The organism is Brevibacillus sp. SIMBA_040, from assembly GCF_046535075.1.
Lineage (GTDB): Bacteria > Bacillota > Bacilli > Brevibacillales > Brevibacillaceae > Brevibacillus.
In genome coordinates this window covers 240791-264157 of sequence record NZ_JAWRXI010000008.1, presented here as the reverse complement: position 1 = coordinate 264157, position 23367 = coordinate 240791, and the positions used below count along the sequence as shown (strand labels likewise).

Here is a 23367-nt window from a genome sequence, read left to right as displayed (position 1 = left end):
CAAACCCTTTAGCTTGAAAGTATCTCCTTATAAGTTTCTCTCCTCTTTACGCACTGATCCTTGTCAGTTTCTCCTGTTGTTTACGGACTTGTCCAGTTAGCCTTTGATGCAAATAATAGCTCAGCCCCGTGAGGATCAGGCAAATTGCTGATTGGAAGTATTCTGGCGGCGTTACTTGATAGATAAAGAATCCGATCACTGTCCAAATGAGTGCCGGTACATTCCAGCCGTTTGTGTAGCGGTAGATGCCATGATCATCAAAGAGCTGATCGACCACCAGCCTTCCTTTTTTCACCAACACATAATCAGTTATCAAAATGGCAGCCAATGGCGCGTAGAAAATTCCGGAGACCGTCATCGTCGCTTGCATTTTATCTAACATCGTTGGGAAAATGGACAAGCCGACGCCAATAACGGAAACGATCAGAGTGGCCCAAAAGCGGCCGAGCTTTGGAATCATATTTACAACCGAGAGCGATCCGGTATAGATGTTCAAGACGTTGATCGTCCAGTTATCCAGCACGACCAGAAGCAGGATGATGAATAGGGCTATGCTGCTGCTCGCAATAGAAGCTGCTCCCTCCAGCCCATTTGGCACTTTTCCGAGTGTTGCAGCCGCAGAATAAGCGCCGACAAACGCTGAGGTAAATGTACCGATGCACGCTGCTGCCATGGTGCCGATCCACATGTCAACGCGGGTTCGCGAGTAGCGGCAAAAGTCCGCCGCATCTGTGGTCATCGACAGCCAAATCGCTGTCAATGAGTTCAAGGAAACGATGAATGCGCCCCACCCCCAACCGATTGTTCCTTCATATCCGAACACTTTGGGTATCGCATAGTTCGGATCATCATGGGTCATGAACAGATAACAGACGAAAATTAGCGCGATAAGTTTGATTGGCAGTGCCACGCGAGATAGAAACTTAAGCCAGTTGTAACCGAAAGTGGCAATGACAATTTGGAATATTGCAAAAGTTAAGCTGACAGCGACAACGCTCACTTCCGTCTGAAACAGCTTGTTGATGACCACTACGATAGCGGCCGCTCCCACGATGGTTTGAATGGAAAACCAATAGATGGCTGTGATCGCACGAAAAAGCGACACTGTGTATTTTGATCCTCTGACGCCATAGACCATCCGCGTTGCAACCGCACCTGATACGCCGTGATCAACGCCGATCGTAGCCATGACGAGATAAGCGCCAAACGCGACCGCGATCCCCAGGATAACGGAGGTAATCGCCGCCCAGAATGATAAGCCAGACGCAACCGCAACGCCGCCAATCAGAATCATGCCAGGATTCATTAAAAAATTGATAACCATGAAAAAAATGTCATACCATTTCACTGTTCTCTTTTCTTCAGGGACTTGTTCGATTCCATACTGCTCTACGTTTTTCGGTTGGCGATATTTTTTGAACACATCATTATCAGCATGAGGACTCTGATTTATTTCCACGCGCTTTAACACTCCTTTTCTTTTTCGTCATCGCCTAAGATTCCATACCATTTCAACGCTGACAAAATCAGCACCTTCGTCACCTCAAACAGCGAGTCCAGCTCCACGTACTCGTCCGGCCCGTGCGGTTGCGCACCGACTGGCCCGTAAATCACGCCCGGAATGTTGCGACCTGCATACCAGGCCACATCGCACACAGCTACAAATCCTTGATACACTGGTGAGATCCCAAATGCCGCTTGACCGTCGGCAATGATTTTGACGATATCATGATCCAATGGCGTATTGACTGGCGGGAAGTCGACACCTCGCAGCCCCCATTCCACTATAGGCGGATTTTCGCGCAGCCAGCTGTCGGTAATGGCCGCTGCACTAACTGCCGCTTCAAATTCTCGCTTGATGGCTTCCGAGTTCTCCGTCGGCAAATACTTGATGTCGTACTCAATGACGCAATAATCCGGAATAATCGCTGGATTCGTTATCGTTTCAGGAATCCCGTTTTTGACACCCGCTCCCGCCAGCATAACGCCGGCGTTGATCGCGTTTGCCCCTGGAGGCAGCAGCGGGTGACGTCGATTCAAACCCCAGTCTCGTTCCAGCTCAGAGGTTGCCTGAATGATTTTCATTGCCTTCTCAATCGCATTCACGCCGGTTCGCTCATAACCGGGATAAATGTGACGATAGCGCCAAGCCGAGTGTGCAGCGACTCCTTTTACCGAAACCCGCGCCCAATGAAGCCCGCCTTCTACCGGATTGACGGTGCCGTCGGTCGGTTCCGTGACGATTACGCCGGCACCGCGATACCCGCGGTCCAGCACAGCGCGAGTGCCAGCTCCGCCGTTCTCTTCATCAATGACGATATGGAGATCCAGATCAGAATTCAATTCCACGCCCAAATCCACAAGAAACTTGGCCACCATGATATTGCTCACCACACCCGCCTTCATGTCCATGGAGCCTCTCCCATACAGCCTGCCTCCATGAATCTCAGCCTTCCAGGGATCGACGCTCCAGCGGCTCATGTCCCCTTCCGGGACGACATCGACATGGCCATTCAGGATAAGCGTATTGTCTCGAGATTTTCCTTTTATGGACGCCACTACGTTGGGTTGTCCCTCATATACATCCCACTTATCTACGGTAAGTCCCATCGAAAGCAAGTAATCCTTCAGGAACTCCTGTAGTTTGTCACTTTCACTCGCTTCAGGTCGTTCCAAAAAATTCGGATTCACACTTTTGAAGCGAACCAGTTCTTGCAACAGCTCGACGATATGCTGCTGATTGCGCTCGACCCATTCCTGTACGATTCCTTTCCAATCTTTTGCCGCCATATTGATTCCTCCCTTTTTCAAATTAAGCCAGTTCGCCACCATCAATCGGAATCTGCTGTCCTGTGATATAAGCCGCCTCATCGGACGCAAGGAACGCGAATAACCCTGCCAGCTCTTCAGGTAATGCGTGTCGCTTCAGCGGAATATTCTCGTTTACCTTGTCAAGCTTCGCGGGAGTATGTTCCGCCAGTTGCATCGGCGTGAGCACATATCCGGGGCAAATGGTGTTCACACGAATGGTTGGAGCCACTTCCAGCGCCATCGTGCAGGCGAGCAGGTTGACGCCCGCCTTGGACGCATTATAATCGGCGTAATACGGGTGGCCGACCACACCATTGGTGGAAGCGGTCATATCGCGCAAATCAACTGTCACTGTTGTCTTCCTCCTTTTTTTCGAACTCGCAAGAAAAGATCTGCAACAATTATGCCATCGTTGTTTTCTCGTAAAACCAGCAATTTAGACGCTCGTATTGCGACAGAAATTTTTCGCCGAAAAAAATTATATGAAAAATATTTTTCTGAACATTTTAAATTGAATCTACTTTTCAACAAATCGATTTGAATTATTTTGTTCACTGTATTACAGTAAAGGAATAACAGTAATTACCTTACAATTCTGTGAACAACCCCAACTATCACGAAAAAATTTTTTCACTCTAGGAGATTTATTCATGCCTGATCTTTCGTTAATTGGATTGCGGCAGTTTGCAACGTTAAGACTCTTCAAATATAAAAAAGCCCAATTTCTCGTTGTTGTAAGCGAGAAATTGGGCTTTGGTTACTTTCATAATTCCGTTGTGGGAAGTATGCAACATAAGGATTATGATGAATTTTGGCATGCCGCTCAAGCTGTTGTCTCTTTACCATGTTCAAGGAGTGAGAACAGCTTCACTCACCTGAATATGTCCGTTCGGACTTATCCATAGCCCTTTTACTTTATTGCTGATCGCTGCGAGGTTCACAGAATTTCGTATCGGAATCATCACAGCATCTTCCATTTCAAGCTGTTGCGCCTTTGCGTATATTTGCTTCCGTTTCTCTGAATCAACTTCTGAACGAGCCGCATCGATCAATTCATCCACTTGGGGGTTACCATAGAAGAAGTGATTCCCAGGGCTACCTTGAGAACGGCTATGGAATAGATTATATTATATTGTGTGTAGTCCCCATCTGCGCTTGCTCCCCAATTACTGATGAACATCTCAGTCTCCCCTGTTGATGCTGCCGCAACATAGGCACCGATTTCCATCACATGAACTTGTAGATCAATTCCAATTCCTTTCAACTGGGATTGGATAACTTCAGCCATACTGATACGTAATTTATTATCACTTGTATAGATCGAGGCCTTAAATCCATCCGGATAGCCAGCATCTTTTAGCAAAACCCTCGCTTTGTTCAGGTCATATAAGTAAGGTTTTGCATGAGGATCATGCCCAAATACAGTTGGTGCCAATGAAGTGTTTGCCGCAGTTCCGATATTGTTAAATATTCCTTGGATGATTGCCCCAGAATCAACGGCGTGACTGATCGCCTGACGAACACGCACATCATCAAACGGCTTTTTTCTAAAATTGAATCCAATGTAGTCAACTCCAAATGAATCGTAGCTGCCAAGACCCATCACTTTGGAAGACTGTACACGGTTGATCTCCGTTACAGGTAGCTGCTCTGCAACATGCGCTTCCCCAGATTCTACCATGGCAATGCGGGTGGCATCCTCAGGTATAACTTTGAAAACCACCTTATCTACCTTTGCTTGTTCTCCCCAGTATTTCTCATTTCTTACCATTACGATTTCTTGTCCAGGTTGCCATGAGTAAAACGTAAACGGTCCTGTGCCTGTTGGGTGCTTAGTCAATTCTTTGCCATATTGCTCAATTGCTTTCGGGCTTATAATACTTCCTTCGCTGCCTGCAAGAACAGTAAAAAAGGGAGCAAAAGGTCTTTTCAGAATAATTTGAGTGGTAAATTCATCAATGGACTTTACTTCTTTAACCATTTCAAATGCCTGAGCTCGTGTTGCACCAATATTTTTATCCAATATTCTCTCAAATGTTTTTTTAACTGCGTAAGCGTTGAATGGAGAGCCATCGTGAAATGTTACTCCTTGTCGAAGCTTGAATTCCCAGGTTACGTCGTTTACCTGCTCCCATTCTGTTGCCAGTGCAGGTTGATAGGTCATATCTTTAGAGAGTCTGACTAAGCCTTCGTAGATTTTGTTATTCACAATAGAACCAGACACGATCGTCGTTAAAAAGTGAGGATCTAGATTGTTCGCATCTGCAGACCTAACGACAACCAATGTTCCCCCATTTTCATTTGTCTTCACCTGTTGTTCAGTGACAGTAGTCGCTTGTTTTTCACTGGACGAACATCCAGTGACGATAGCGGTAAAACTCAAAGATAAGGCAACAAGAATATTGAAAAAGTACTTCGCATTCATGGCAACTCGTCCTTTCTATATTAAGGTGCGATAGTCCCCATAACGTTTCCCTTTGCGATAACGACTTGTGGCTTGGTTCTTCTAGCGATGGTTTCTGCTGAGCAGCTCGAATCAACTAAAACACCGCTTGCTTCATCACCAACAACTGGCCAGATACGAGTACCCGATTCATTCAAGGGGATCTTTCCACCTGTTATAAATCCAAGCGCCTTACTCAATGATCGCTCATCACTCCAGCGGAACCTTTCAGCAAAGCGGTTTGCTTTTTCTAATATGTCTGCACTGCCAAAAGGCGACCAGTTCCCCATCACGCCGTCATTCCCTAACGATACCAAGACACCTTTTTCATGTAACAAAGGGATGGGTATCGTTAGCCTATTGATCGGAACTGTTGAAGTAACATCAATACGTAATTGGGCAAGCATCTCAGCGACTTCACTTACTTCCGACAATGACACGTCACCTAAACCAAGGGCATGGCTAATAGTTACCCTTCCCTGCCATCCTGCTTCTTCCGTCATGGCAGCGAGTCTCTTTATGGTAAAAATCGTTAGATGTCCGGGATCATGTAAATGCAAATCTACATCAGCATTGTTTTCTACCGCTAGCTCCATCATTGTTTGCAATGATTTTTCGACGTCGCCATCTACTCCCGCTGGGTCTACACCACCAACATGAGTTGCTCCTTGGCGTAGGGCTTCTCTAACACTCTCCTTTGCATTCGTCCGCAGTAGGCCATAATGCGGAAAGGCAACGATTTCACGGGAGATTTTTCCTGAAAATGGTTCATATGCCCGTTGGAGAGCCTCTAAAAACTTCAGCCCAACCTGTGGATCAACATGACAGTGGTCACGGACACGAGTAATCCCGTTTTGAAGCATGAGTTCCAAGATGAGTTCTGCCCTTTCCTGTGATTTAGAAAGAAACATTGGAAGCAATCCCTTATCTTCCTCATGACGCTCAAACAGATTTGAAACGGGCATACAGCATTTCCACGGACCTCCGTAATAGGTTTTATCTAAGTGAATATGCATTTCCTGAAAAGAGGGAAGCAGTAACATGTTTTTTCCATCCACTAGCGGCAGTTCCGTTAATAGAGGTTGATCAGCTGACAAAATCTGCGCTATCTTGCCGTCTTCAATACGTAAGTGATGAAGCTCTGTTTTCGTTCCGATCATGTTTCCATTTTCGAATTGATAGCCGCTTTCCAACTTAATATTTGTTAGCCAGTAGGAAGAATTCATACAACACCCATCCTTTTTGTATTTTCTAATAATACAGACAATTAAAGTATAACGAGTGACATCTCTCGAAGTTTTAAATATATTTACCTAAATTTTTGAATTCTTTACTTTTTATACTGGATACCACCAACAATACGCGGATTTCCAACGTTAAGGGATGCGGGCAGCTAAATACGAGGATTTTTACCACGGTAAGACATGCAGCACTAGTGTAATTGTGTTCTATCAATGATGGCGAATCTTGCTATATTCAGGGCTTAACGCAACACAAATTATCCTCAAGACGCCGTATTCCAATGCAACACAATTGTATAGTCTACTTGCTAGAAGCGGGAGCGCCAGCTGGGTTGTCCTTGACTCAAAATTACCGATCTACGTTGGTAATAACGACCAGCAAAATATCCCTGATTTTGTCTGGGTTTTTGTCCCGAATTTTGCCGGGGACTTCTTTAATATCTGCCCGTAGCCAACTCTCAACAAAAAAACCACCTTTGAGGTGGTTCCTGGCAATGCTGTATAGAGCTAACAAAGTTTTAGGCAAAAGAAAAGACCACAATTCAGTGAAATCGCTTGGTCTTTGTTGGCCTACCCTGCTTTCGTATTCTATTCCCGGAACGCGCCCGGACCCGAAGACCTCCCGAGCTTATGTTTGCCGTGGTTCAGTGCTGTCTGGTAAATTTACACCGGTAGGGGTTAGCGAGGACGAGGTTATCAAGCTGTTCCACGGAATCTATACAGATGGTCTGGAAGCATTGAAAAAAGCATATCAAGCTTAATCAGTTGGAACTGACCAAAAACAGATAAGGCAGCCGTGGTGTAGAACATGTGAACTTGTTCTATGCGGTTGCCTTTTTGTTGATTTCCATTCCATCCAAATTAAACTTTCAACTTGAATTCTTCAATCATATTAACAAAATGGTTGCACTTATATTGATTACCCACGGATTTAAACCATTTTCATCAAATCTAATACTTTATTTTCACTGAACAAATGCTGTATTCAACTATCGATACCCGTTAGTCTTTTACCTTCGCTTCAAGGGAAATATATTTCGCCGTCGTCAGTGCTGACATCAAAAAATCCTACCTTGTGTTTTAAAGCTAATTCCCGCATCGTCGTATAGGCTTCCTCAGCTACAGAATAAGCAAAAGCCGCATAGATTACGGAAGACCCAAGCGAATAGTCGGTCAAGCGATTATCAGTTCCTGCTTCCTCCATAGCTTCAAAAATTTCATCATCTACATTCATATTGGGAAAATGCTCCGCCAACTCACTGTAAAAGCGCTGCAGCGCCTCCGAACAGACCGACGAATTATGATATTCATGATCTTCCGACCATTGCACTTGCTGCTCATACCAATCCATAAACGCCTTCCTTTCCTTCGGCGCTTTGGACGGCTCAAAAGCCATTAAATCATAGCTCATTTGAATTCCTCCCGTATTTAGATATGTGTAATTTCTTTCCATTGTACAGATTGCTTATCCCTCGCCTATCCATCTTATATCTCAATTTTGCAGGGGAGACAAGATTTGGTGCTTAATCAAGGAAACAATCGGTTAACTGTCGACATCGTCTTGTTTAATGAAAAATAGAAAGGTACTCAGTTCATATCGAGTGCCTTGGCAAATTGAGTAATTGCATCTTTTTTACTTTCGTAATACTGGTCCTTTGTCAGCCCAAGTTCTAAGTAAACGTTGACGTTGATGTCTTTAACCCTTGAAGTGCTGAGATACTTTTCTTCAAAGAGTCTTCGTTTAATCTGCTCTTAGGAATATTGTAATGCCCGTTCAATTTGTTTCGCCTTCAGCTCGCTGTTGACTGAAGCCTGGGGAATAACTGACCAATGCTCTTCTCTTGTAACTCCTGTGTATAATGTTTTCACGAACATATATACGCTCTCCCTGTTGGAGGCTATTTTTATGCATTTATAATCAATTACAGTTATTCACAGATAGCCTGTAGTCTTTCAACACTCGGATTGTTATAATTTGGCTAAATCTCAATCGATAGGGTGAAGAGAGATGGGGCCTCATGATGTAGAATGTCTAGACCTAAAGATGGAAGCTCTCCGGAACGAACTTAACTCGTTTGCGCAAATTTGCAGCCTAACAGATCCGTTAATAATCTCTTTGAGTCAAAGAATAGATTTCTACTTGAACATTCGTACAAAGATACTTTCTAAAAATCAACAGATTAACTCCTGAAATATATTATTAAATATCGCGATTTCTTTACTTTCATGCTATCATCGTAATATCCAACTATTACCAATACGGAGCGATATTAAAATGGAGTTAGTTTTTGGGGTTGTCGTAATGATCTCAATTGTGAATTTGTATTATCTGTTGAAGCAAACCAATCAACATTTACAGAGAATTGAAGACTTGCTTACCAAGTTAATCGATAAGAAGGATTAACATAGCTCATTCACATGTTATCCCAGCTTTGTAGCCAGGCAATTGTTGATGGAGTCCTTTGGCCAAATCTTCATCACGTGAAACTATTTCTTGGGCTGTTGTGGGTTCAGTGATCCATTTCATTTCCATTACTAATAAGGTATTCGTTAATTACGATTAACATTAGTAAAATCCTCATTCTTAATATAAAGAAGGCTCGGCATCTGATTTTCTGCAAGGTTGCCGTTTTCGTGAATTAAATGCATACATCGACGCCGATTCTTTTTGTTTTGAATCCCCCTTTCTCCCTTAAAAATGCAATGATGATTTTTTATCACATGGCTACCCTTCCCTACAATTTAACCAATCCTTTTTGGAGGATTATCGCTAAGCCCTGATACTTCACCATTCCCAAGATCGGCCATTATCGGATTTCTTCCAGGACTTTCCGGGAATATCACATATCCAGCCTTTTTCTAATTTCGTTGTTTTTAATAGGGTAAATTCTTTCTATTGGTAAATTTTTAGAGTTTAGTTTTCCCTGCTTTCGCTGTACAATCCATTTCTTCACAAGCGGTGTCAAATCCTCAATGCGGTAAATTCCATCGGCCAGAAATTCTTTTAAAGTGGTTCCTTTTAGACCGATTTGAATTGCTGCACGATTTATGGAATTACCATTCACATTTCTAACAGGATCCTATTGACAATAAACTGTTGTTTCCTCAAATGCTTTTTCCCATTGAATTGAATCATTGTAAATCATTGAGTCTGGTGAAGTTAACACCGCTTTCTTTAACAATCCATTAAATTTGTCCATATACACATCCAAAGCTAAAATACATTCCTGATTTTTCTTTGTTCCCCAATTAGACCGATACATCATCCACAAAAAGGAAGGCTTTATCCATGTCATGCGATTGAGAATAAAGTTTTCCCCAAAAGTTTGGAAGGCAACTGCTTCTTTTGCAATTACTGGATTATAAGCCTGATAAACCCGAATACATTGTCTATCATATTGTGCAAATACCTCTTTTATATATTCCATGTTGTCTCCCTAAATTCCGATTTGTCGCACTACGTCATATCTGCATTATGTAACTATGAAAATAAACTTGAAGACTGTAAAATAAAGTATTAGAACGAAAATTATAGAACTAGTGTTAGTAGACTAGTATAAATAGATCCTATCGATAATTAGGGGTGGGGAAATTTGCCAAATCGAATAATCCAAAAGATTCATTCCTACGTACCAATTGGCATGTTGGTATGGTTACTTAGTTGGTTCATTCCCTATTACAACCAAACAGAACGAATCATCTTATTTGCTGCTTTTGTTGTGGTGCCTCTAGCCCTGTATACAGTATTTGAGTCAGCGAATTATAAACCTGTTTTCTTTTTGAATATCCTCGTCTATCTGATTCCAATAGGTGCGGTAGCATTGGCAGGGTCGTTTCTTCTTTCATCAGGTACCTTTTCAGGTTTACTCTCGATTCCCTGGGGTTTGGTAACAATATTGATTTCTGCCTTGAGTGTAATCCTTTTCGTTAAGAGTTCAAAAAATTTAGCTGATGTATCCAAAGCGATTGGCTTCATGTACATAAGTATAGGTGGTATTTGGTTGGTTGCTCATCAATATGGGTTTACCTTGTTAGGATTTCAGGGACAAATTATGTTGCTCACGGTTAATCATTTTCACTATGCAGGTTTTGTCACACCAGTGTTATTTGGTTTTTTACATGACGCTCAACATAAAAGGTCCCTCTCAAGCATAATTGTTGTGCTTGGAGGGATTGCCCCAATCCTAATTGCACTTGGTATTACATACTCCGCAATTCTGGAGTGGCTGTCCGTTGTTGTTTTCGCCTTGTCACTTCTCCTGTATAGCGTCCTCGTCTTTACGTACGTAATTCCAAAAGCAACGGGTTGGACTAAGGGATATCATGCGCTCTCAAGTGGCGTCATTTGGATTACGATGGCCCTTGCCATTACCTATGGGTTCGGAGAATGGATTGGACAATCAACTATCTCCATATCAACCATGATTTTATTCCACGGTTGGGGGAATGCCGTTTTCTTTTCCTTTATAGGGTTATTAGCTTGGCACGCAACCCTGATGGATAAAGCAACGGCTGGAATCCCATTTAGTCGCATTCATGGAAAGGGCAAAATCGGTGCCAACGTCTTCGCAAATTTGGCTGTTCTCGATCAAACACCGAACAAGAAGCCAACAGGGTTAATCGACGATATGCAAGCTTACCATAGCAAAATCTTTAATCCCAAGTCTCTTGACGATGATATCATCAGATTCTATGAGCACACAGATGAATACGAGTTGCAATTGACACCTTACTGGAGTAGAACTTTTCAACTGCCCGCTAAGCTCTATAAGCGATTGAGCCAATGGCTAGAGCAAATGAACTTCCCCCTTGAAGCAGAAACGAGTGAACTTAAGGTGAAGAGTGTTATCTTACCGATACAAGACGTTAAGGATGGCAGGGATAATGTCCGTGCCTGGGTACGGACCTATACGAAATCAAAAACAGCTATTTATGCAGCATTGTATTCCACTCATTTGTCAGAATGCACGCGTTATATGAACATTGCTTTCCCACTCCCTTACTCCCAGATGACAAGTATTCTGAGTTTGCAGAATGACTCGGAAGGTACTCTTGTATTAACCTCATGGCCATCTGAAGTTACATCAGGAGATCAAGGTGTTTACTTAGTAATAAATCAAAAGGCAATTCGTCTTCCCATTAATGAAACCATTGCCGTATGGAAGGACCCTGAATCACTTGAAGGGAACATAGAAGCGAAACATCACATGTGGCTTTTTGGTATGAAATTTCTAACATTGGAATATCGCATCTATAAGAAATCAGAAAGAGATAATTAATCTTAGGCCTTCCATCTCGAAATAGATTTGGTCATTCAGAGAAAATAAAGTCTTAGACTGCCGCTGTCTTGTTGAACTAATGTTCCCCGTTAGTCATGCATGCAGGGCAAAAGCTTCGGTGATCAGCCAAGCAATTAACGAACCGGCGTGTAGCGGAGTACGACGACGCCCGAGCCGAAGGGTTTGGTCTCGGTCAGCTTCAGATTCAGTCGATCACGATCTCCCCCCAATAATTGGGGGCACGTCCGGCAACGATTGGCTGTACCAGAAAGTGATACTCATCCACCAAGCCTAGTTGTGCCAGGGTGGAACCGAGGCCGGGACCGCCGTTAACGACTAGGTTCTTCCCTTCTGCCGTGAGCTGTGGCACCTCCTCGGAAACAGTCCCCTTCAACAAAAAAGGGTCATTCTTGCGCTCCTCTCCTTCAATCGAAATAAACGGAATTGTTCCTCTCAGTAACTGTTTAACTGTTTACTAGAAGCAATTTCTACATCCAAACAAAACTAAATATAATTAGTATTGTGAACACAGTGAGAACGAGAATTAAACTTTGCATAAACGTATATCCAGGTGTCCAACCTAGTAATGGAATAAGGAACTTAACACTGTTCCTCAATGAAGTTTCTTCCTTCACAAGTTAATGAGGTGCAGGTTCTCCCCTGCACCCCACTATTCATCACTTATAGATTTTATTGCTTTACTTATTCTGTTCGGTTCGTGTCAGCGCCGTTACCATCAGCATCCCGCAAGTTTTTGGTATCGTTGTTGCCACTCCCTGCACCCTCACCCATCTTGTTACCCAATGCACCACCAGCAACGGCACCTGCAATGGTGCCAAGTGGTCCAAAAACAGAACCCAATGCAGCTCCTACAGCAGTACCGCCAATGGTTCCTACAGTTTCACCTGTGTCTCTGCCGACCGTATTGGTAGTGTTAAGTTCTTCAGCATTGTTCTGATTGCGCTCGTTGTTTTCAGCCATGCTACTCACTCCCACGTTTTGTGATTGGGAAGCTACCTTTCAAGCGACAGTCCCATGACATATTTTGCCCACCAGAATAGTTTGTATTCCAAAAAAATACCTGTATTTGTTGATTAGATGGATCGATAAAGGAACTTCATCCGTTATTAGTAATTAGGGTTACTGCTTAGTATTATGGCATGTGCACCACGTAGCACACCAATCTGCTACTTACCCTTTCACGGTTGCAATGGGCGCCACTTCGGCCACAATCGTAGCCATGCCATGATCCACATGCGACTGAATAACCGGTGTAATATCTTTGTAGGCGTAAGGCGCTTCTTTCTTCAATTCTTCTTCCCACTTTTTCAAAATATCGCTCCGACCACGCAAGTCCGCCCGCTTGGGATCAATCGGATTAATGACTCTGAATTGGGCCAGAAACTCGCGAAACTTGGCATCGTCCACTTTAACCGCGTCGCCGCGCGAAAGTGCACGACCTGCGCCATGGCTGGCACTAAATAAGCTTTCCCGATTACCGAGTCCCGCCAAAATAAAGCTGTGAGACCCATGGAGCCAGGGATGAACACAGGTTCGCCCGTATATTGAAACGGCGTGTCCATCATTTGCTCGGCCGATTTTGCCGTACACGATCCTTTGCGATGCAGAAATCCGCCCACTTGCTCCAACCGTTCTTCCCATAAATAGTTATGGGGGGCATCGTACAACAGCTTGTGTTCAAAATCGCCCAGCACATCCGAAATCGACTTGTACATCATCAGCCCCAACATCAATCGATTGGCAAATGCAAAGTTCGCCGCATTGTGAAGGAGATTCCAAAACATGTTCCATTGCGGTTCAAAACGCTCCGAAAGGGGGAGCGGGTACATCCCATTATCCGGATGTTTCAATGAAGCAGGGTACATCTGTTTCAGCATCTCTTTAATCCATGCACCGCTGTGGTAGCCGAGCGAAACCGAGCCGGTGTGAATCATGAGGACGACTTGCCCCTCCTTCAACCCCCACTGACCGGCGATCGAACCTTGATGCACGTTTTGAACCACTTGGATTTCGAAAAAATGGTTGCCTCCGCCAAGCGAGCCGATTTGCGCATCTCTGGAGAGCTCGGCAGGACCGAGAAAATCATCGAGCCCGATCGTGGATTCCGCAATAAATGAACCCATTTTATTGACATGATTCAGATCCAGTTCTTGCTGCTTCTCGTTGTAATAATGCCAAATCCCCTCGCCACGGGCTTCTTTATGACTGTCTAATATACCGATCAAGCCTTCTTTGAACATTTTTTCGCGCATACGGCGTGTCATTGGAATATTGCGTGCCCCTTCGAAAAATACATGACGAACATTACGCTCTATGGAATCCAAATTTGTTCGAATCTGTTCCTCGCTCAGATCGGTGACATAGAGACGCATACCGCAGTTAATATCATTGCCAATCGCCTGCGGCAGTACAAACCCGCGCGTAAACAACGTTGTTCCGACGGGAATGCCGCTCCCTTTATGAAAATCGGGCGTAATGGCAACTTCAAGAACCCCGGCATCGGAATCATCAAAATAACCCGGCGAATGCTTTTGCAGCGTATCAATCGTTTCATTCACCTCCAAAAGCCGATGAAGCTCCTCTACAGCAGTGTTTTCTACCTTCACTTCCGGATTAATAAAATATTTAATCGGAGTTTCTCTCAATATAAAACCACCTTTGTTTGGTTTAGCGACATATGTTCTTTGTTTATGAATATAAAAAGCCGCTTCAACGCTCCTTTCTTCATTCAGACATGAAGAAAGGCCGCCTTGATAGCAGCCTTTACGCTTGGAACTATCGTGTTATCACAGGGCATTATCCGCAACCTAAAAAGATGCGGGGGCAGAGACGTCTACACCTATAAACAACACATTTATCCGTTGAAACATCACGTAAAAGGTATCATTATGGAGTTGGAGTTTACCGAACAGTCGCTCAGTCACCCGATTGCGGAATCGTTCCGGTAGTACATGCAGGTTTTCCTGTATTAGCATCCAGTGCTTCGTCTCGTAAGCGAACATGTTCGTCTCCTCCTCCTTTTGTTTCTTGGTACCTATAGTACTATTGGGTATTTTTTACTGTCAACCCTTATTGACAAAAATATCAACTTGACGACCTATTATTTCCCAACGATGCAGTATGATAGGATCGAATCCTGCTAACGAATAGAGGTACACTTATGGAAACAGACCTTTTGGTACAACTAAACCTTTGGCATAGAAAGAATCTTTAATTTGGATGTCAAACCCGCTTGAACTATGTTCCCCCACAAATGCACAAGAATATTATATACAACTTCCTTTTTCATGCCGCACCACTCCATTTTTCAAACTAAGAAAACACTCTCACTCCCCAAAATTATGGTAATATCCAGGTTGGAGGGTCCCTTTATGAAAGATAATTCTTATCACGATCAACGTGATGAAACTCCAGAAATTCAGCCTTTCAACAGCGTGACTGATCATTATCAAAAGATAGTTGGCATGCCCACCCGACCAGCTGATATCAAAAAGTTGCCAAAACCTATTCGTTGGTTTGGTTATTTTGTTTTTTCATGCTTACTCATTGGTGGAATTATGTTTTTAATACTATTGGTTATACAAAACTTTAAATAGACCCTATGTTAATCTAAGCTTGTTTCTGATCCTAGTGTTGATCCCGACCTTTTTCCTTGCAGAAATCTACTAAAAGATCGATCCGCTCCATGACTTGCGCAGCATTATGGTAGTTTGGTTGCCATTCGTTATGCGTTTTCCAAATTAGTAGGAATGTCAAAATACCCGATAATAAACATTATCGGGCTGATTAATTAGAGCTTTCTTAGTATTGTAATTTGGCCAGGCTGGACCCGATAACAATGATAATGGATAGCTACTTATTCGCTGAATTAGAGTTATGCGTAAAATTTTCGTATGCGGTCTATTTCCTCCCCCGTTTGGGGGTGCAAATGTTCAAAAGGCTGCTCTACGAACGAAATGAATAACCGTAAATGGTATGCTTGGTGAGGGCTCTCTTTGTGAAACAATTATTCAAGCTGTTGCAGTACGCTTTGTAATGTGTTTGTTTCTTCAGCGGTTAGTGGAACCATTGGAAGGCGGACGCCGCCGACGTTGATTCCTTTCAAATTTAGCGCTGCTTTCACCGGTGATGGGCTTGGGGCAGCAAATAGTGCATTCATAATTGGAAGCAGTTTGCGATGGGCTGCAGCTGCCGCTTCGATCTTTCCGTTTTTAAAAAGGTTGATCATTTCCTGCATCTCATTTCCAATGATATGGGAGGCAACGGAAACAATCCCTGCACCGCCAATGCCTAAGACAGGCAATGTTAAACCGTCATCACCGCTATATAATGTGAAATCATTTGGTGTTTGGCTGATCACTTCTGCCATAGCATCTAAATTGCCGTTTGCTTCTTTTATTGCTACAATATTTGGAATCTGGGATAGGCGAACAATTGTCTCAACGGACATATTTACCACGCTGCGTCCAGGAATATTATAAAGCATAACTGGTAGAGATGTTGATTCAGCAATGGTTTTGAAGTGCTGATACATACCTTCTTGAGATGGCTTGTTGTAGTATGGAGCCACGAGCATAATTCCATCAACACCAGTTGCTTCAGCCTGTTTTGTTAAACTAATTGAAGCCCTGGTATTATTCGAACCTGTTCCGGCTATAACAGGTATTCTTCCGCCTACAACGTCTACTACAAATTTAAAAAACTCTACCTTTTCCTCTGTTGATAAGGTAGGAGATTCACCTGTTGTACCTGCTACTACCAATCCATCTGTGCCATTCTCTATTAAATAATTTACTAACGTTCTCGTCGCGTTAAAATCAACATCACCATTTTGATCAAACGGTGTAACCATAGCGGTTAAAACTTGGCCAAAATACATTTTTCCTCACCCTTACTATTATTTTCTATAAATTAGAAGCCAAATCAACGCAAAAAAGCAGCAACGAAGGCTCGCTGCTGCAATAGAAACATAAACAAATCAAGTTCCCGTGCGTGAGATAGCCCTCCATATAGTCCCCTATATGACAGTTCTGTATTTATTCAATAGCAGAACCAGCCCTAAGATAAATGAGAATCTTAAAAGCTTCGGCAAATCCCCCTTTCCACAATCATCCCAGGACCTCATTATCCTCCAACTGTGTACTAATGGTCTTTGCGCCTCTATCCTCACTTCAAATGGTTTGAAGTAAGAAGATATTTAATTAACACTAAATCTATCAGATTTGTCCTTCTAATTCAAGGGGGCAAATTTGATTAAAGGATTCCCGCGTTACTTTAAACGTTAGCTTTGCGAAAAGCCGTCCCCTCCAACTAGAGAGAACGGCACTGAGTCAATCCTTGCTACTTTTGTTCACGATCGCCTGCTCTGGCAACAAACGGTCGAAAGTAAATACGTTCGCCAATCGCAGCGGTGTAAAGCTGGAGGCGAAACCGATACCAAACTCTGCCTTTTGAGGATGCTTGGCGTCAGGAATTCGCACAGCCAATCCCTCTTCACGGAAAGAAAGATCCGCCCCTGCTGGTATTAGTTGTTTGTCCACTACAGCACCTGTATTCAGGTTGACAACCGTAATATAGATATTTCACATTGGCTCCACAGAGCCGTTTGATCCGTAGGAGTTGCCTTCGAGCAGGTACAGGTATCCACCGTAGGAAGCAAAGCCTTGGAAAGTCCCCATGCTAGGCTGTGCCACATCCGCGATAGGCTCATATTCATGGCGCACTACCTTATCCAGCTCGAAAACACCAAACCGAAATGCACCGTCCTGGCGGTAGCGCATCGTCAGAAGCCCATTTGCTTGATCAATATTCACCGTGGTTCGGTCTGCCCCTTCGATCAGCTGGTGCTTCAGTAGTTCCTCCGAGTCGGGCGTCAAAATCTTGCCGTTTTCAAAAGGGAACCGTGCGAGCTGCGTTCCCCACCCGCTGCTGCCTTCTGTGACGGAATCCGTTTCCGTCCACAAGTACGTGGTATCCCCGTCTGTTTCGACTCCCATCTGTACGCCGTGGCCAAAGCCTTTCAGGAACATGTAGCCTAGCTTGTTGCCTTCTAAATCCAGCTGGGTTAAGGTCATGTCGCCGTTCTTGTCGCGCTGCGCTCCCGTGACTGGACCGCTTTCACCCGGTAGCTGCTGACCACCTGCCATCTGCTGCAGGACATAGATTTTTTGATGCACATCATCAATGGCAAACGATGCATGACTGTGCCGTTATGCAGCTCTTTGTCCCGAATAAGCTGGTCTGCCGGCTCGGACAGATCAAACATTTTCGACTTCAATGGCGACTTTTCTGCATAGGCCATAGGTGCGGCAGAAGTCAGTAAACTTATGACTGTAAGTCCAGTTATCCATGTCGATACCCAAATCCGTTCCAGCCGCGACCGCTCCGTGGATGGCGGCTCCGAGCGCTGTTGTTTCTGCAGTAGCGGCGATCTTAATTTCTCGCCCTGTCACATCCGCGTAAATCTGCATGAACAAACGATTTCGCTTGGGCAAGCCACCACAGGCAAAGATCTCATTCACTGCTACCCCTGCCTCTTCGAAAGCTTCCATGATCTTGCGTGTCCCAAATGCGGTCGATTCTAGCAATGTCCGATAAATTTCATGCGGTTTGGTTTGCAGGGTAAGGCCGACAATCAGCCCATTCAAATCAGCAACCTCAAGAACGGACCGGTTGCCGTTCCACCAATCCACAGCCAGAAGTCCATGCTGTCCAGGCTTCAGCTTCGCAGCTCTTTGCTCCAGCCACGCGTGTACACAGACACTCTCTTTTGCTGCCGCCTCCTGCACATAGCCGGGTACAGCCTGATTGCAGTACCAGCCGAACAGATCACCAACAGCCGGCTGTCCTGCTTCATACCCGTACAAGCCCGTTATGATTCCATCTTCTTCAACACTACTTACACCCTCTACACACACCTCGCTATGACTGAAGTTGCTCTTTTTCTCATGATTAAATTAGTTGCTATGGCTGCAGCTTACGCAGTTTGATCATTATCACCAAAGAATAATATGACTTTTTCAATACTCACTGACTATAGATATCTGCATAATTCTCCACATGCTGACTCATCCATGCATGATCTAAAACCATGGTAGCTATCCCAGCTTCAAAGGAAGCCTGTTTGTTGTAGGGCACAATTAAACCATAATTCCCAGACCTTGGTGCATTTTCAAAAGTTGCTAACACATGATTGATTGGCTCTCTAAGAATAACCTCACATAACCGATCATATCGAGGATCGGCTATAACGCTGCTATCAACCAGTTGATGTGCATACGTTTTATACAAAATCCTTTGAATCATTGATGAGCTTAAACGCTCCACGAGTATATAGATGGTATTGTTATCGGAAATATAGGATGGGGCATCAAAGCTGGTTGTTCGATAGGTTGAAGAGTGATCCATGAACTCTTCTACTTCCATGCAAAAGCCTGTTCCATTCATCCAGGCGATATTAAATACGTGGGAAATCCCCAGCCTCTGAAAAGAAGAAGATCCACAACGATTCAAAATCCCTTTAAGCGAATTCCGAATAACTTCAGCTCTAACAAGTGGATGATATTCAGGTTCATAAATGATGCTTCTATGGACTGCTCTCGCTAATAGGTCGTGAATTCCAGGGATCGCACTCCCGATCCCCAGTACGGTAATACCATCTGTCATTGGAGAAAGTAAGATACCACTTCCCAATTCTCCACGAAGTTCAAAATAAACTGTTTGGGTAGGATGCCAATATACACCAATTCCTGCTATTGTCGGAATGGGTTCATCTGGGTCATAGGGTATTGTCTCCATTAACGTCTTTAGCAAGAGGTAAAGTGGACCATTTAATAACTTGACATTTTCTAACGAAATTTGGTCTGCAATAGAATGTATGGTTTCAGAAATCAACTTCCATACGTATACGGATCCAGCCATAAAGAAGCCCATTCGATCGTCAACCTGAAAGTATTTTAGTATCGAGTCAACGTGATTTTCACCGCGACGAATGGAAACTTGAAAGTCAGAAACAATTGAAACGGAATTATCTTGCTTGTAAGCAGCTACTATGGTCAAACCATACTCACTCTCCATATTGATCTCGACTTTAATTCAGGGCCGTTCATGTCTTGCCATTCATCAATACGGGAATATAGGGGCGTTAGAGACTATCTTTTGATTTCCTCACAGTTGCCGGGCTTATAGTTTGAACTGCTTCACGATCTGAAGCATTTCTTCTGATATCCGACTCATCGAATCCGCTGATGCGGAGATTTCTTCCATGGCTGCAAGTTGTCCAGCAGTGGTGGTGGAAATCGTCTGTGCAAGATCGTTGGACCGAACTGCCATGTGATCGATCTCCTGCAGGGAAGCATGGAACTCCTGGGAGCTTGCGGATATTTGTTCAGCCGCAGCAGAGGTTTCCTGTACGTGATAAACGGCGCTACGTGTGGCGACCAGAATTCTCTGGAACGCTTCCCCCGAGTGCCGGATGGAATCAACGCCAGTCTGCACCTCCTGCTCCCCTTGATCCATAGCAGTAGTGGCTTTATTAATATCGGCGAGAATAGCCTGAATCAGCTCAGTGACCTCCATTGCGGATATCCTGGAGCGCTCCGCTAGCTTTCTGATCTCATCCGCAACTACTGCAAATCCTTTGCCCTCCTCACCCGCCCGTGCAGCCTCGATCGCTGCATTCAGCGCCAGCAGATTCGTTTGCGACGAAATGGTCGTCATCGCATTAATAATCTCACCAATCTGATGCGACCGCTTGTTCAGTTGATTGACGATCAGTGAGAGGTCGCCCACCGTTGTAGATACGGCAAGCATTTGCTCCGCTGACTGTCTAATCAGCTCGTTTCCATGTTCGGCATGGCTTAAGGTAGCCTGTGAAGCCTCAAAAGCTGTCGATGAGGTGGATGCAATTCGCTGTGCGCTGGCTGACAGCTCCTCCATTGCATAGGTGCTCTCTTGCAGGCTCCTTTTTTGCGTTTCATTGCTCAAGGCCACTTCTTGTGCAGATACGGAAATTTGGTCTGTGGCTGCTGTCGTCTCCCCGAAGGTGACAGTCAAGTCGCGGGAGGACGATGACAGGGCAGCAGCATGGGACAGTAGCCCTTGCGTCAGCTCTCTTAATCGGCTGTGCATGGTCTGGAAAGAGGCGTAGAGGTCGCCAATTTCATCCCGGCTATGTATGGCAATCGCTCTTTGTGACAAGTCGCCACCAGCGACCTGTTTGGCCAGCTGCGTCAACTGGACAAGCGGCTTGGTAAGACGCGTCGCGAGCAGGATAACGATAATCCCGCCGACTGCAATACAGCTCAGCAGCGTATACACTGTGCCCTGCACAATACGTTGCTGTCCTGCGTTATAATCCTTGATATAGGAGCCAGCTACAATCGTCCATCCCCAGTTTGGGTCCCTTAGCGAATAGGCAATTTTCATAGCGTCAGCTTTCGAGTCGGGCAGCGGCCACCTGTATACGGTAACTCCGCCTCCTGGCTGCTGACCCTTCTGAAGCATATCCCGGATATGATAAAAGCCGTCACTTGTCTGCATGTCCCAAAATTTCTCCCCCTCCTGTGTCGGGTGGGCAACCAGATCACCCTGCTCGTTTAGAACAAAAAAATACCCGTGCTCGCCAATATCTATATTTGTATTGATTGTCCGTGTACCATCCGGCTGCTTTGGCCCGAGAAGCAGCTGCTTCATCTTCTCCTGTGCCTCTTCCTTGCGTAATGAGCCTTTCTTAACAGCATCTTCGAACGAAACGATCAGCTCCGCAGCCATATGAACCGTGTTTCGGAGATTGGTCTCCGTCTGCAGGTCGCTTTCACGGGCTGAAACCCAGATGCTCATAACTCCTACCAGCAATGCCGGAATGATCAGGATTGCGAGCGAGATGACCAGCAATTTATTACGGATGGTGAACCGCCATTGTCTTCTAGTTGGTTTTGTCTTTTTTTTCATGTATATCCTCCCGTAAAGCCGATAGACCCTGTCACAAGTGCAGCATATTTTGCACCCGGATGAAATCGGATGATCAAAAACAGCAGCCCAAAGTACCCTTTGAACTGCTGTCATGGATCAGAATCTTAAAGATTATTTCAATGCCTTCAGCATGGCAGAGACAAAGCCGATATGATCGGTCGCATGCAATACCGTGGAGACAATCAGCTCGCCATACGTCTCGGCCTTCAAAAAGTTTTCTTTTACAGGTACGTCCAGCTTACCCTCCAGCAATTCCCGGATCTCGTCCGGCTGCTTCCTTAATTGGTCAATTAGCACATCCCATGCAGGTGGTTCGGTATGCCAGTCTGAGGGCTTCGTTCCATAGGCAAAAAAGTACTGGTAGCTTGCGGGAAGCCGCTTATTCAGTGGGAATTTCGAAAGGTCGAATATATGGAACTCGGTCACAGCAAGCACATGACCAATATGCCAATGTATGCTATTCTTGAAGCCTTCTGGCTCAAGATTACGCTTGTCCTCCGGGCATTGTGCAACCAGCTCTACCAATTGATTGTGGCGGTTTTTTAATATATCGAAAATAAAATCTGTTCTCATGTTTCATACCTCCTCATATTGGTCAACCTGATATATGATGATCCACTGCTGATTTGTTACACCAATTGATGCCTTTCGTTACGAGTACATTTCCGTAATCATAGTGACAGCTTGTTTAGTGATGATTAATTTATCACAATTGAGAACATTGTAAACATTAAGTGAATCAGCAACGGCGGTTTCTACACCGGGTATGTTATTGGCGCTTTTAAAAACAAAGTTATTTATCATAGGTGTAACAATTAGCACCTTTTTCTCTGCTCCAAGAGCATTCAGCATGGCTACTATAGACTTTGTCCTGTAATTTTCTAACTTGATCTCGTCGACGACAATGAATTCTTTGTTCTGTACTTTGCTGGATAATGCAGATTTTATAGCGAGCTGCTTAACCTTTTTGTTGAGTTTGTAGCTGTAGTCGCGAGGTTTAGGAGCAAACACAACTCCTCCGCCACGCCAATGAGGCATACGAATCGAACCTGCTCTAGATTTATCAATTTTATTCTGCTTATACGGTTTTCTGCCACCGCCTCTAACTTCACCACGTGTTAATGCAGATTGCGTTCCACTGCGATTATTTGCTAGATAATTTATAACTGCATCATACATTACAGATTCATTTGGAATTATACCGAAAATGGATTCTTCAAGTTCCATTTCACCAACATGAATACCTTCCATATTAAAAATGGTAATATTCAACATTAATCTTTCCTCCAGACCTTAAACTTTCACGGTATCGGTACCCACATCTGTTGATTAACGTTCTTTGTATATTTACTATAGCATCCATTATTTTAACCTCCGTTTGTCCTGCTACATTTTAGAAGAACCTGTAGTTATAAAGCTAACAGATAGAAATCCCATAAACTATATACAAAACGGTTCTGTAATGTTTGGTATAACCTTTAAGATAAGTCCCTAAAGGTAGATTTAGAGCTCTGCTCAAACACTCAAATCTCTTTTTCTTTCTACACCAGGGGACATTAAAAAAGATGATCCCATGTGAGTACAGGGATCATCTTCTGAC

General features: G+C 44.2%; 19 protein-coding genes, 5 pseudogenes and 1 riboswitch. Of the genes and pseudogenes, 4 read left to right on the top strand and 20 right to left on the bottom strand.

Annotated elements, in window-relative coordinates; all coding sequences use genetic code 11:
- Window positions 1–46: 46 nt before the first annotated feature.
- The 5 genes and pseudogenes from SB752_RS15730 to SB752_RS15710 form a co-directional block, all read right to left on the bottom strand.
- Window positions 47–1459 (bottom strand): purine-cytosine permease family protein, encoded by a 1413-nt coding sequence (locus SB752_RS15730; protein WP_410716558.1) that lies wholly within the window; start codon window positions 1457–1459, stop codon window positions 47–49.
- Between the two features lie 5 nt (window positions 1460–1464).
- Window positions 1465–2790, bottom strand: coding sequence for an ArgE/DapE family deacylase (locus SB752_RS15725; protein ID WP_410716557.1), 1326 nt, complete (start codon window positions 2788–2790; stop codon window positions 1465–1467).
- A gap of 22 nt (window positions 2791–2812) precedes the next feature.
- Window positions 2813–3163: an SDR family NAD(P)-dependent oxidoreductase gene (locus SB752_RS15720; protein WP_410716556.1), complete on the bottom strand. Its 351-nt coding sequence runs from the start codon at window positions 3161–3163 to the stop codon at window positions 2813–2815.
- Window positions 3164–3659: 496 nt separating this feature from the next.
- Window positions 3660–5236 (bottom strand): annotated as a pseudogene (locus SB752_RS15715) (glutathione ABC transporter substrate-binding protein).
- A gap of 20 nt (window positions 5237–5256) precedes the next feature.
- Window positions 5257–6480, bottom strand: a complete 1224-nt coding sequence (locus SB752_RS15710) for an amidohydrolase (RefSeq protein ID WP_410716555.1) — start codon at window positions 6478–6480, stop codon at window positions 5257–5259.
- A 668-nt stretch (window positions 6481–7148) separates the two neighbouring features.
- Here SB752_RS15710 and SB752_RS15705 point away from each other — a divergent pair.
- A pseudogene (locus SB752_RS15705) lies at window positions 7149–7256 on the top strand (SRPBCC family protein); the annotation flags it as partial.
- Between the two features lie 260 nt (window positions 7257–7516).
- Here SB752_RS15705 and SB752_RS15700 read toward each other — a convergent pair.
- Both SB752_RS15700 and SB752_RS15695 read right to left on the bottom strand, forming a co-directional pair.
- Window positions 7517–7906, bottom strand: a complete 390-nt coding sequence (locus SB752_RS15700) for a hypothetical protein (protein ID WP_410716554.1) — start codon at window positions 7904–7906, stop codon at window positions 7517–7519.
- 341 nt (window positions 7907–8247) lie between these two features.
- On the bottom strand, window positions 8248–8370 hold the full coding sequence (locus SB752_RS15695) for a hypothetical protein (protein WP_410716553.1): 123 nt from the start codon (window positions 8368–8370) through the stop codon (window positions 8248–8250).
- A gap of 133 nt (window positions 8371–8503) precedes the next feature.
- On the opposite strand from SB752_RS15695, the gene SB752_RS15690 reads away from it, so the two are divergent.
- Entirely contained in the window at window positions 8504–8686 is a 183-nt protein-coding gene (locus SB752_RS15690; RefSeq protein WP_410716552.1) for an aspartyl-phosphate phosphatase Spo0E family protein, read from the top strand.
- 649 nt (window positions 8687–9335) lie between these two features.
- Here the strand turns inward: SB752_RS15690 and SB752_RS15685 are convergent.
- Window positions 9336–9923: pseudogene (locus tag SB752_RS15685) on the bottom strand (DUF4291 family protein).
- 165 nt (window positions 9924–10088) lie between these two features.
- Here SB752_RS15685 and SB752_RS15680 point away from each other — a divergent pair.
- On the top strand, window positions 10089–11774 hold the full coding sequence (locus tag SB752_RS15680) for a YndJ family protein (protein WP_410716551.1): 1686 nt from the start codon (window positions 10089–10091) through the stop codon (window positions 11772–11774).
- A gap of 205 nt (window positions 11775–11979) precedes the next feature.
- Here the strand turns inward: SB752_RS15680 and SB752_RS15675 are convergent, their stop codons facing one another.
- From SB752_RS15675 to SB752_RS15660, 4 genes and pseudogenes are all read right to left on the bottom strand, one after another.
- Window positions 11980–12144, bottom strand: a complete 165-nt coding sequence (locus SB752_RS15675; protein ID WP_410716550.1) for a dihydrofolate reductase family protein — start codon at window positions 12142–12144, stop codon at window positions 11980–11982.
- Window positions 12145–12476: 332 nt separating this feature from the next.
- The gene (locus tag SB752_RS15670) at window positions 12477–12755 is read right to left on the bottom strand and encodes a hypothetical protein (protein ID WP_410716549.1); all 279 of its coding nucleotides are present in this window, start codon (window positions 12753–12755) and stop codon (window positions 12477–12479) included.
- Between the two features lie 210 nt (window positions 12756–12965).
- Window positions 12966–14353 (bottom strand): annotated as a pseudogene (locus SB752_RS15665) (RtcB family protein).
- A gap of 249 nt (window positions 14354–14602) precedes the next feature.
- Entirely contained in the window at window positions 14603–14797 is a 195-nt protein-coding gene (locus tag SB752_RS15660) for a hypothetical protein (protein ID WP_410716548.1), read from the bottom strand.
- 369 nt (window positions 14798–15166) lie between these two features.
- Between SB752_RS15660 and SB752_RS15655 the strand changes: the two genes are divergently transcribed.
- Window positions 15167–15391 carry a hypothetical protein gene (locus SB752_RS15655; RefSeq protein WP_410716547.1) on the top strand — a complete coding sequence of 75 codons (225 nt, stop codon included), beginning with the start codon at window positions 15167–15169 and terminating at the stop codon, window positions 15389–15391.
- 410 nt (window positions 15392–15801) lie between these two features.
- Here SB752_RS15655 and dapA read toward each other — a convergent pair whose 3' ends face one another.
- From dapA to rplD, 8 genes and pseudogenes are all read right to left on the bottom strand, one after another.
- Window positions 15802–16674 carry a 4-hydroxy-tetrahydrodipicolinate synthase gene (gene dapA, locus SB752_RS15650; protein ID WP_410716546.1) on the bottom strand — a complete coding sequence of 291 codons (873 nt, stop codon included), beginning with the start codon at window positions 16672–16674 and terminating at the stop codon, window positions 15802–15804.
- A 111-nt stretch (window positions 16675–16785) separates the two neighbouring features.
- Window positions 16786–16966, bottom strand: a riboswitch (Lysine riboswitch).
- 159 nt (window positions 16967–17125) lie between these two features.
- Window positions 17126–17335, bottom strand: coding sequence for a hypothetical protein (locus SB752_RS15645; protein ID WP_410716545.1), 210 nt, complete (start codon window positions 17333–17335; stop codon window positions 17126–17128).
- A gap of 42 nt (window positions 17336–17377) precedes the next feature.
- Window positions 17378–17980, bottom strand: a complete 603-nt coding sequence (locus SB752_RS15640) for a phage baseplate protein (RefSeq protein WP_410716608.1) — start codon at window positions 17978–17980, stop codon at window positions 17378–17380.
- Between the two features lie 171 nt (window positions 17981–18151).
- Window positions 18152–18715: pseudogene (locus tag SB752_RS15635) on the bottom strand (FGGY-family carbohydrate kinase); the annotation flags it as partial.
- A 106-nt stretch (window positions 18716–18821) separates the two neighbouring features.
- On the bottom strand, window positions 18822–19853 hold the full coding sequence (locus SB752_RS15630) for a hypothetical protein (RefSeq protein WP_410716544.1): 1032 nt from the start codon (window positions 19851–19853) through the stop codon (window positions 18822–18824).
- A gap of 123 nt (window positions 19854–19976) precedes the next feature.
- A complete protein-coding gene (locus SB752_RS15625; protein WP_410716543.1) occupies window positions 19977–21746 on the bottom strand; it encodes a methyl-accepting chemotaxis protein in 1770 nt (589 codons plus the stop codon).
- A gap of 132 nt (window positions 21747–21878) precedes the next feature.
- The gene (locus tag SB752_RS15620) at window positions 21879–22340 is read right to left on the bottom strand and encodes a DinB family protein (protein WP_410716542.1); all 462 of its coding nucleotides are present in this window, start codon (window positions 22338–22340) and stop codon (window positions 21879–21881) included.
- 78 nt (window positions 22341–22418) lie between these two features.
- Window positions 22419–23042: a 50S ribosomal protein L4 gene (gene rplD / locus SB752_RS15615; protein ID WP_410716541.1), complete on the bottom strand. Its 624-nt coding sequence runs from the start codon at window positions 23040–23042 to the stop codon at window positions 22419–22421.
- Window positions 23043–23367 lie beyond the last annotated feature (325 nt).

Coding starts and splice junctions, on each gene's coding strand:
- SB752_RS15655 (WP_410716547.1), top strand. CDS start 15,167: ATGAAAGATAATTCTTATCACGATCAACGTGATGAAACTCCAGAAATT.
- SB752_RS15710 (WP_410716555.1), bottom strand. CDS start 6,480: ATGAATTCTTCCTACTGGCTAACAAATATTAAGTTGGAAAGCGGCTAT.
- SB752_RS15660 (WP_410716548.1), bottom strand. CDS start 14,797: ATGTTCGCTTACGAGACGAAGCACTGGATGCTAATACAGGAAAACCTG.
- rplD (WP_410716541.1), bottom strand. CDS start 23,042: ATGTTGAATATTACCATTTTTAATATGGAAGGTATTCATGTTGGTGAA.
- SB752_RS15690 (WP_410716552.1), top strand. CDS start 8,504: ATGGGGCCTCATGATGTAGAATGTCTAGACCTAAAGATGGAAGCTCTC.
- dapA (WP_410716546.1), bottom strand. CDS start 16,674: ATGTATTTTGGCCAAGTTTTAACCGCTATGGTTACACCGTTTGATCAA.
- SB752_RS15625 (WP_410716543.1), bottom strand. CDS start 21,746: ATGAAAAAAAAGACAAAACCAACTAGAAGACAATGGCGGTTCACCATC.
- SB752_RS15725 (WP_410716557.1), bottom strand. CDS start 2,790: ATGGCGGCAAAAGATTGGAAAGGAATCGTACAGGAATGGGTCGAGCGC.
- SB752_RS15670 (WP_410716549.1), bottom strand. CDS start 12,755: ATGGCTGAAAACAACGAGCGCAATCAGAACAATGCTGAAGAACTTAAC.
- SB752_RS15695 (WP_410716553.1), bottom strand. CDS start 8,370: ATGTTCGTGAAAACATTATACACAGGAGTTACAAGAGAAGAGCATTGG.
- SB752_RS15620 (WP_410716542.1), bottom strand. CDS start 22,340: ATGAGAACAGATTTTATTTTCGATATATTAAAAAACCGCCACAATCAA.
- SB752_RS15700 (WP_410716554.1), bottom strand. CDS start 7,906: ATGAGCTATGATTTAATGGCTTTTGAGCCGTCCAAAGCGCCGAAGGAA.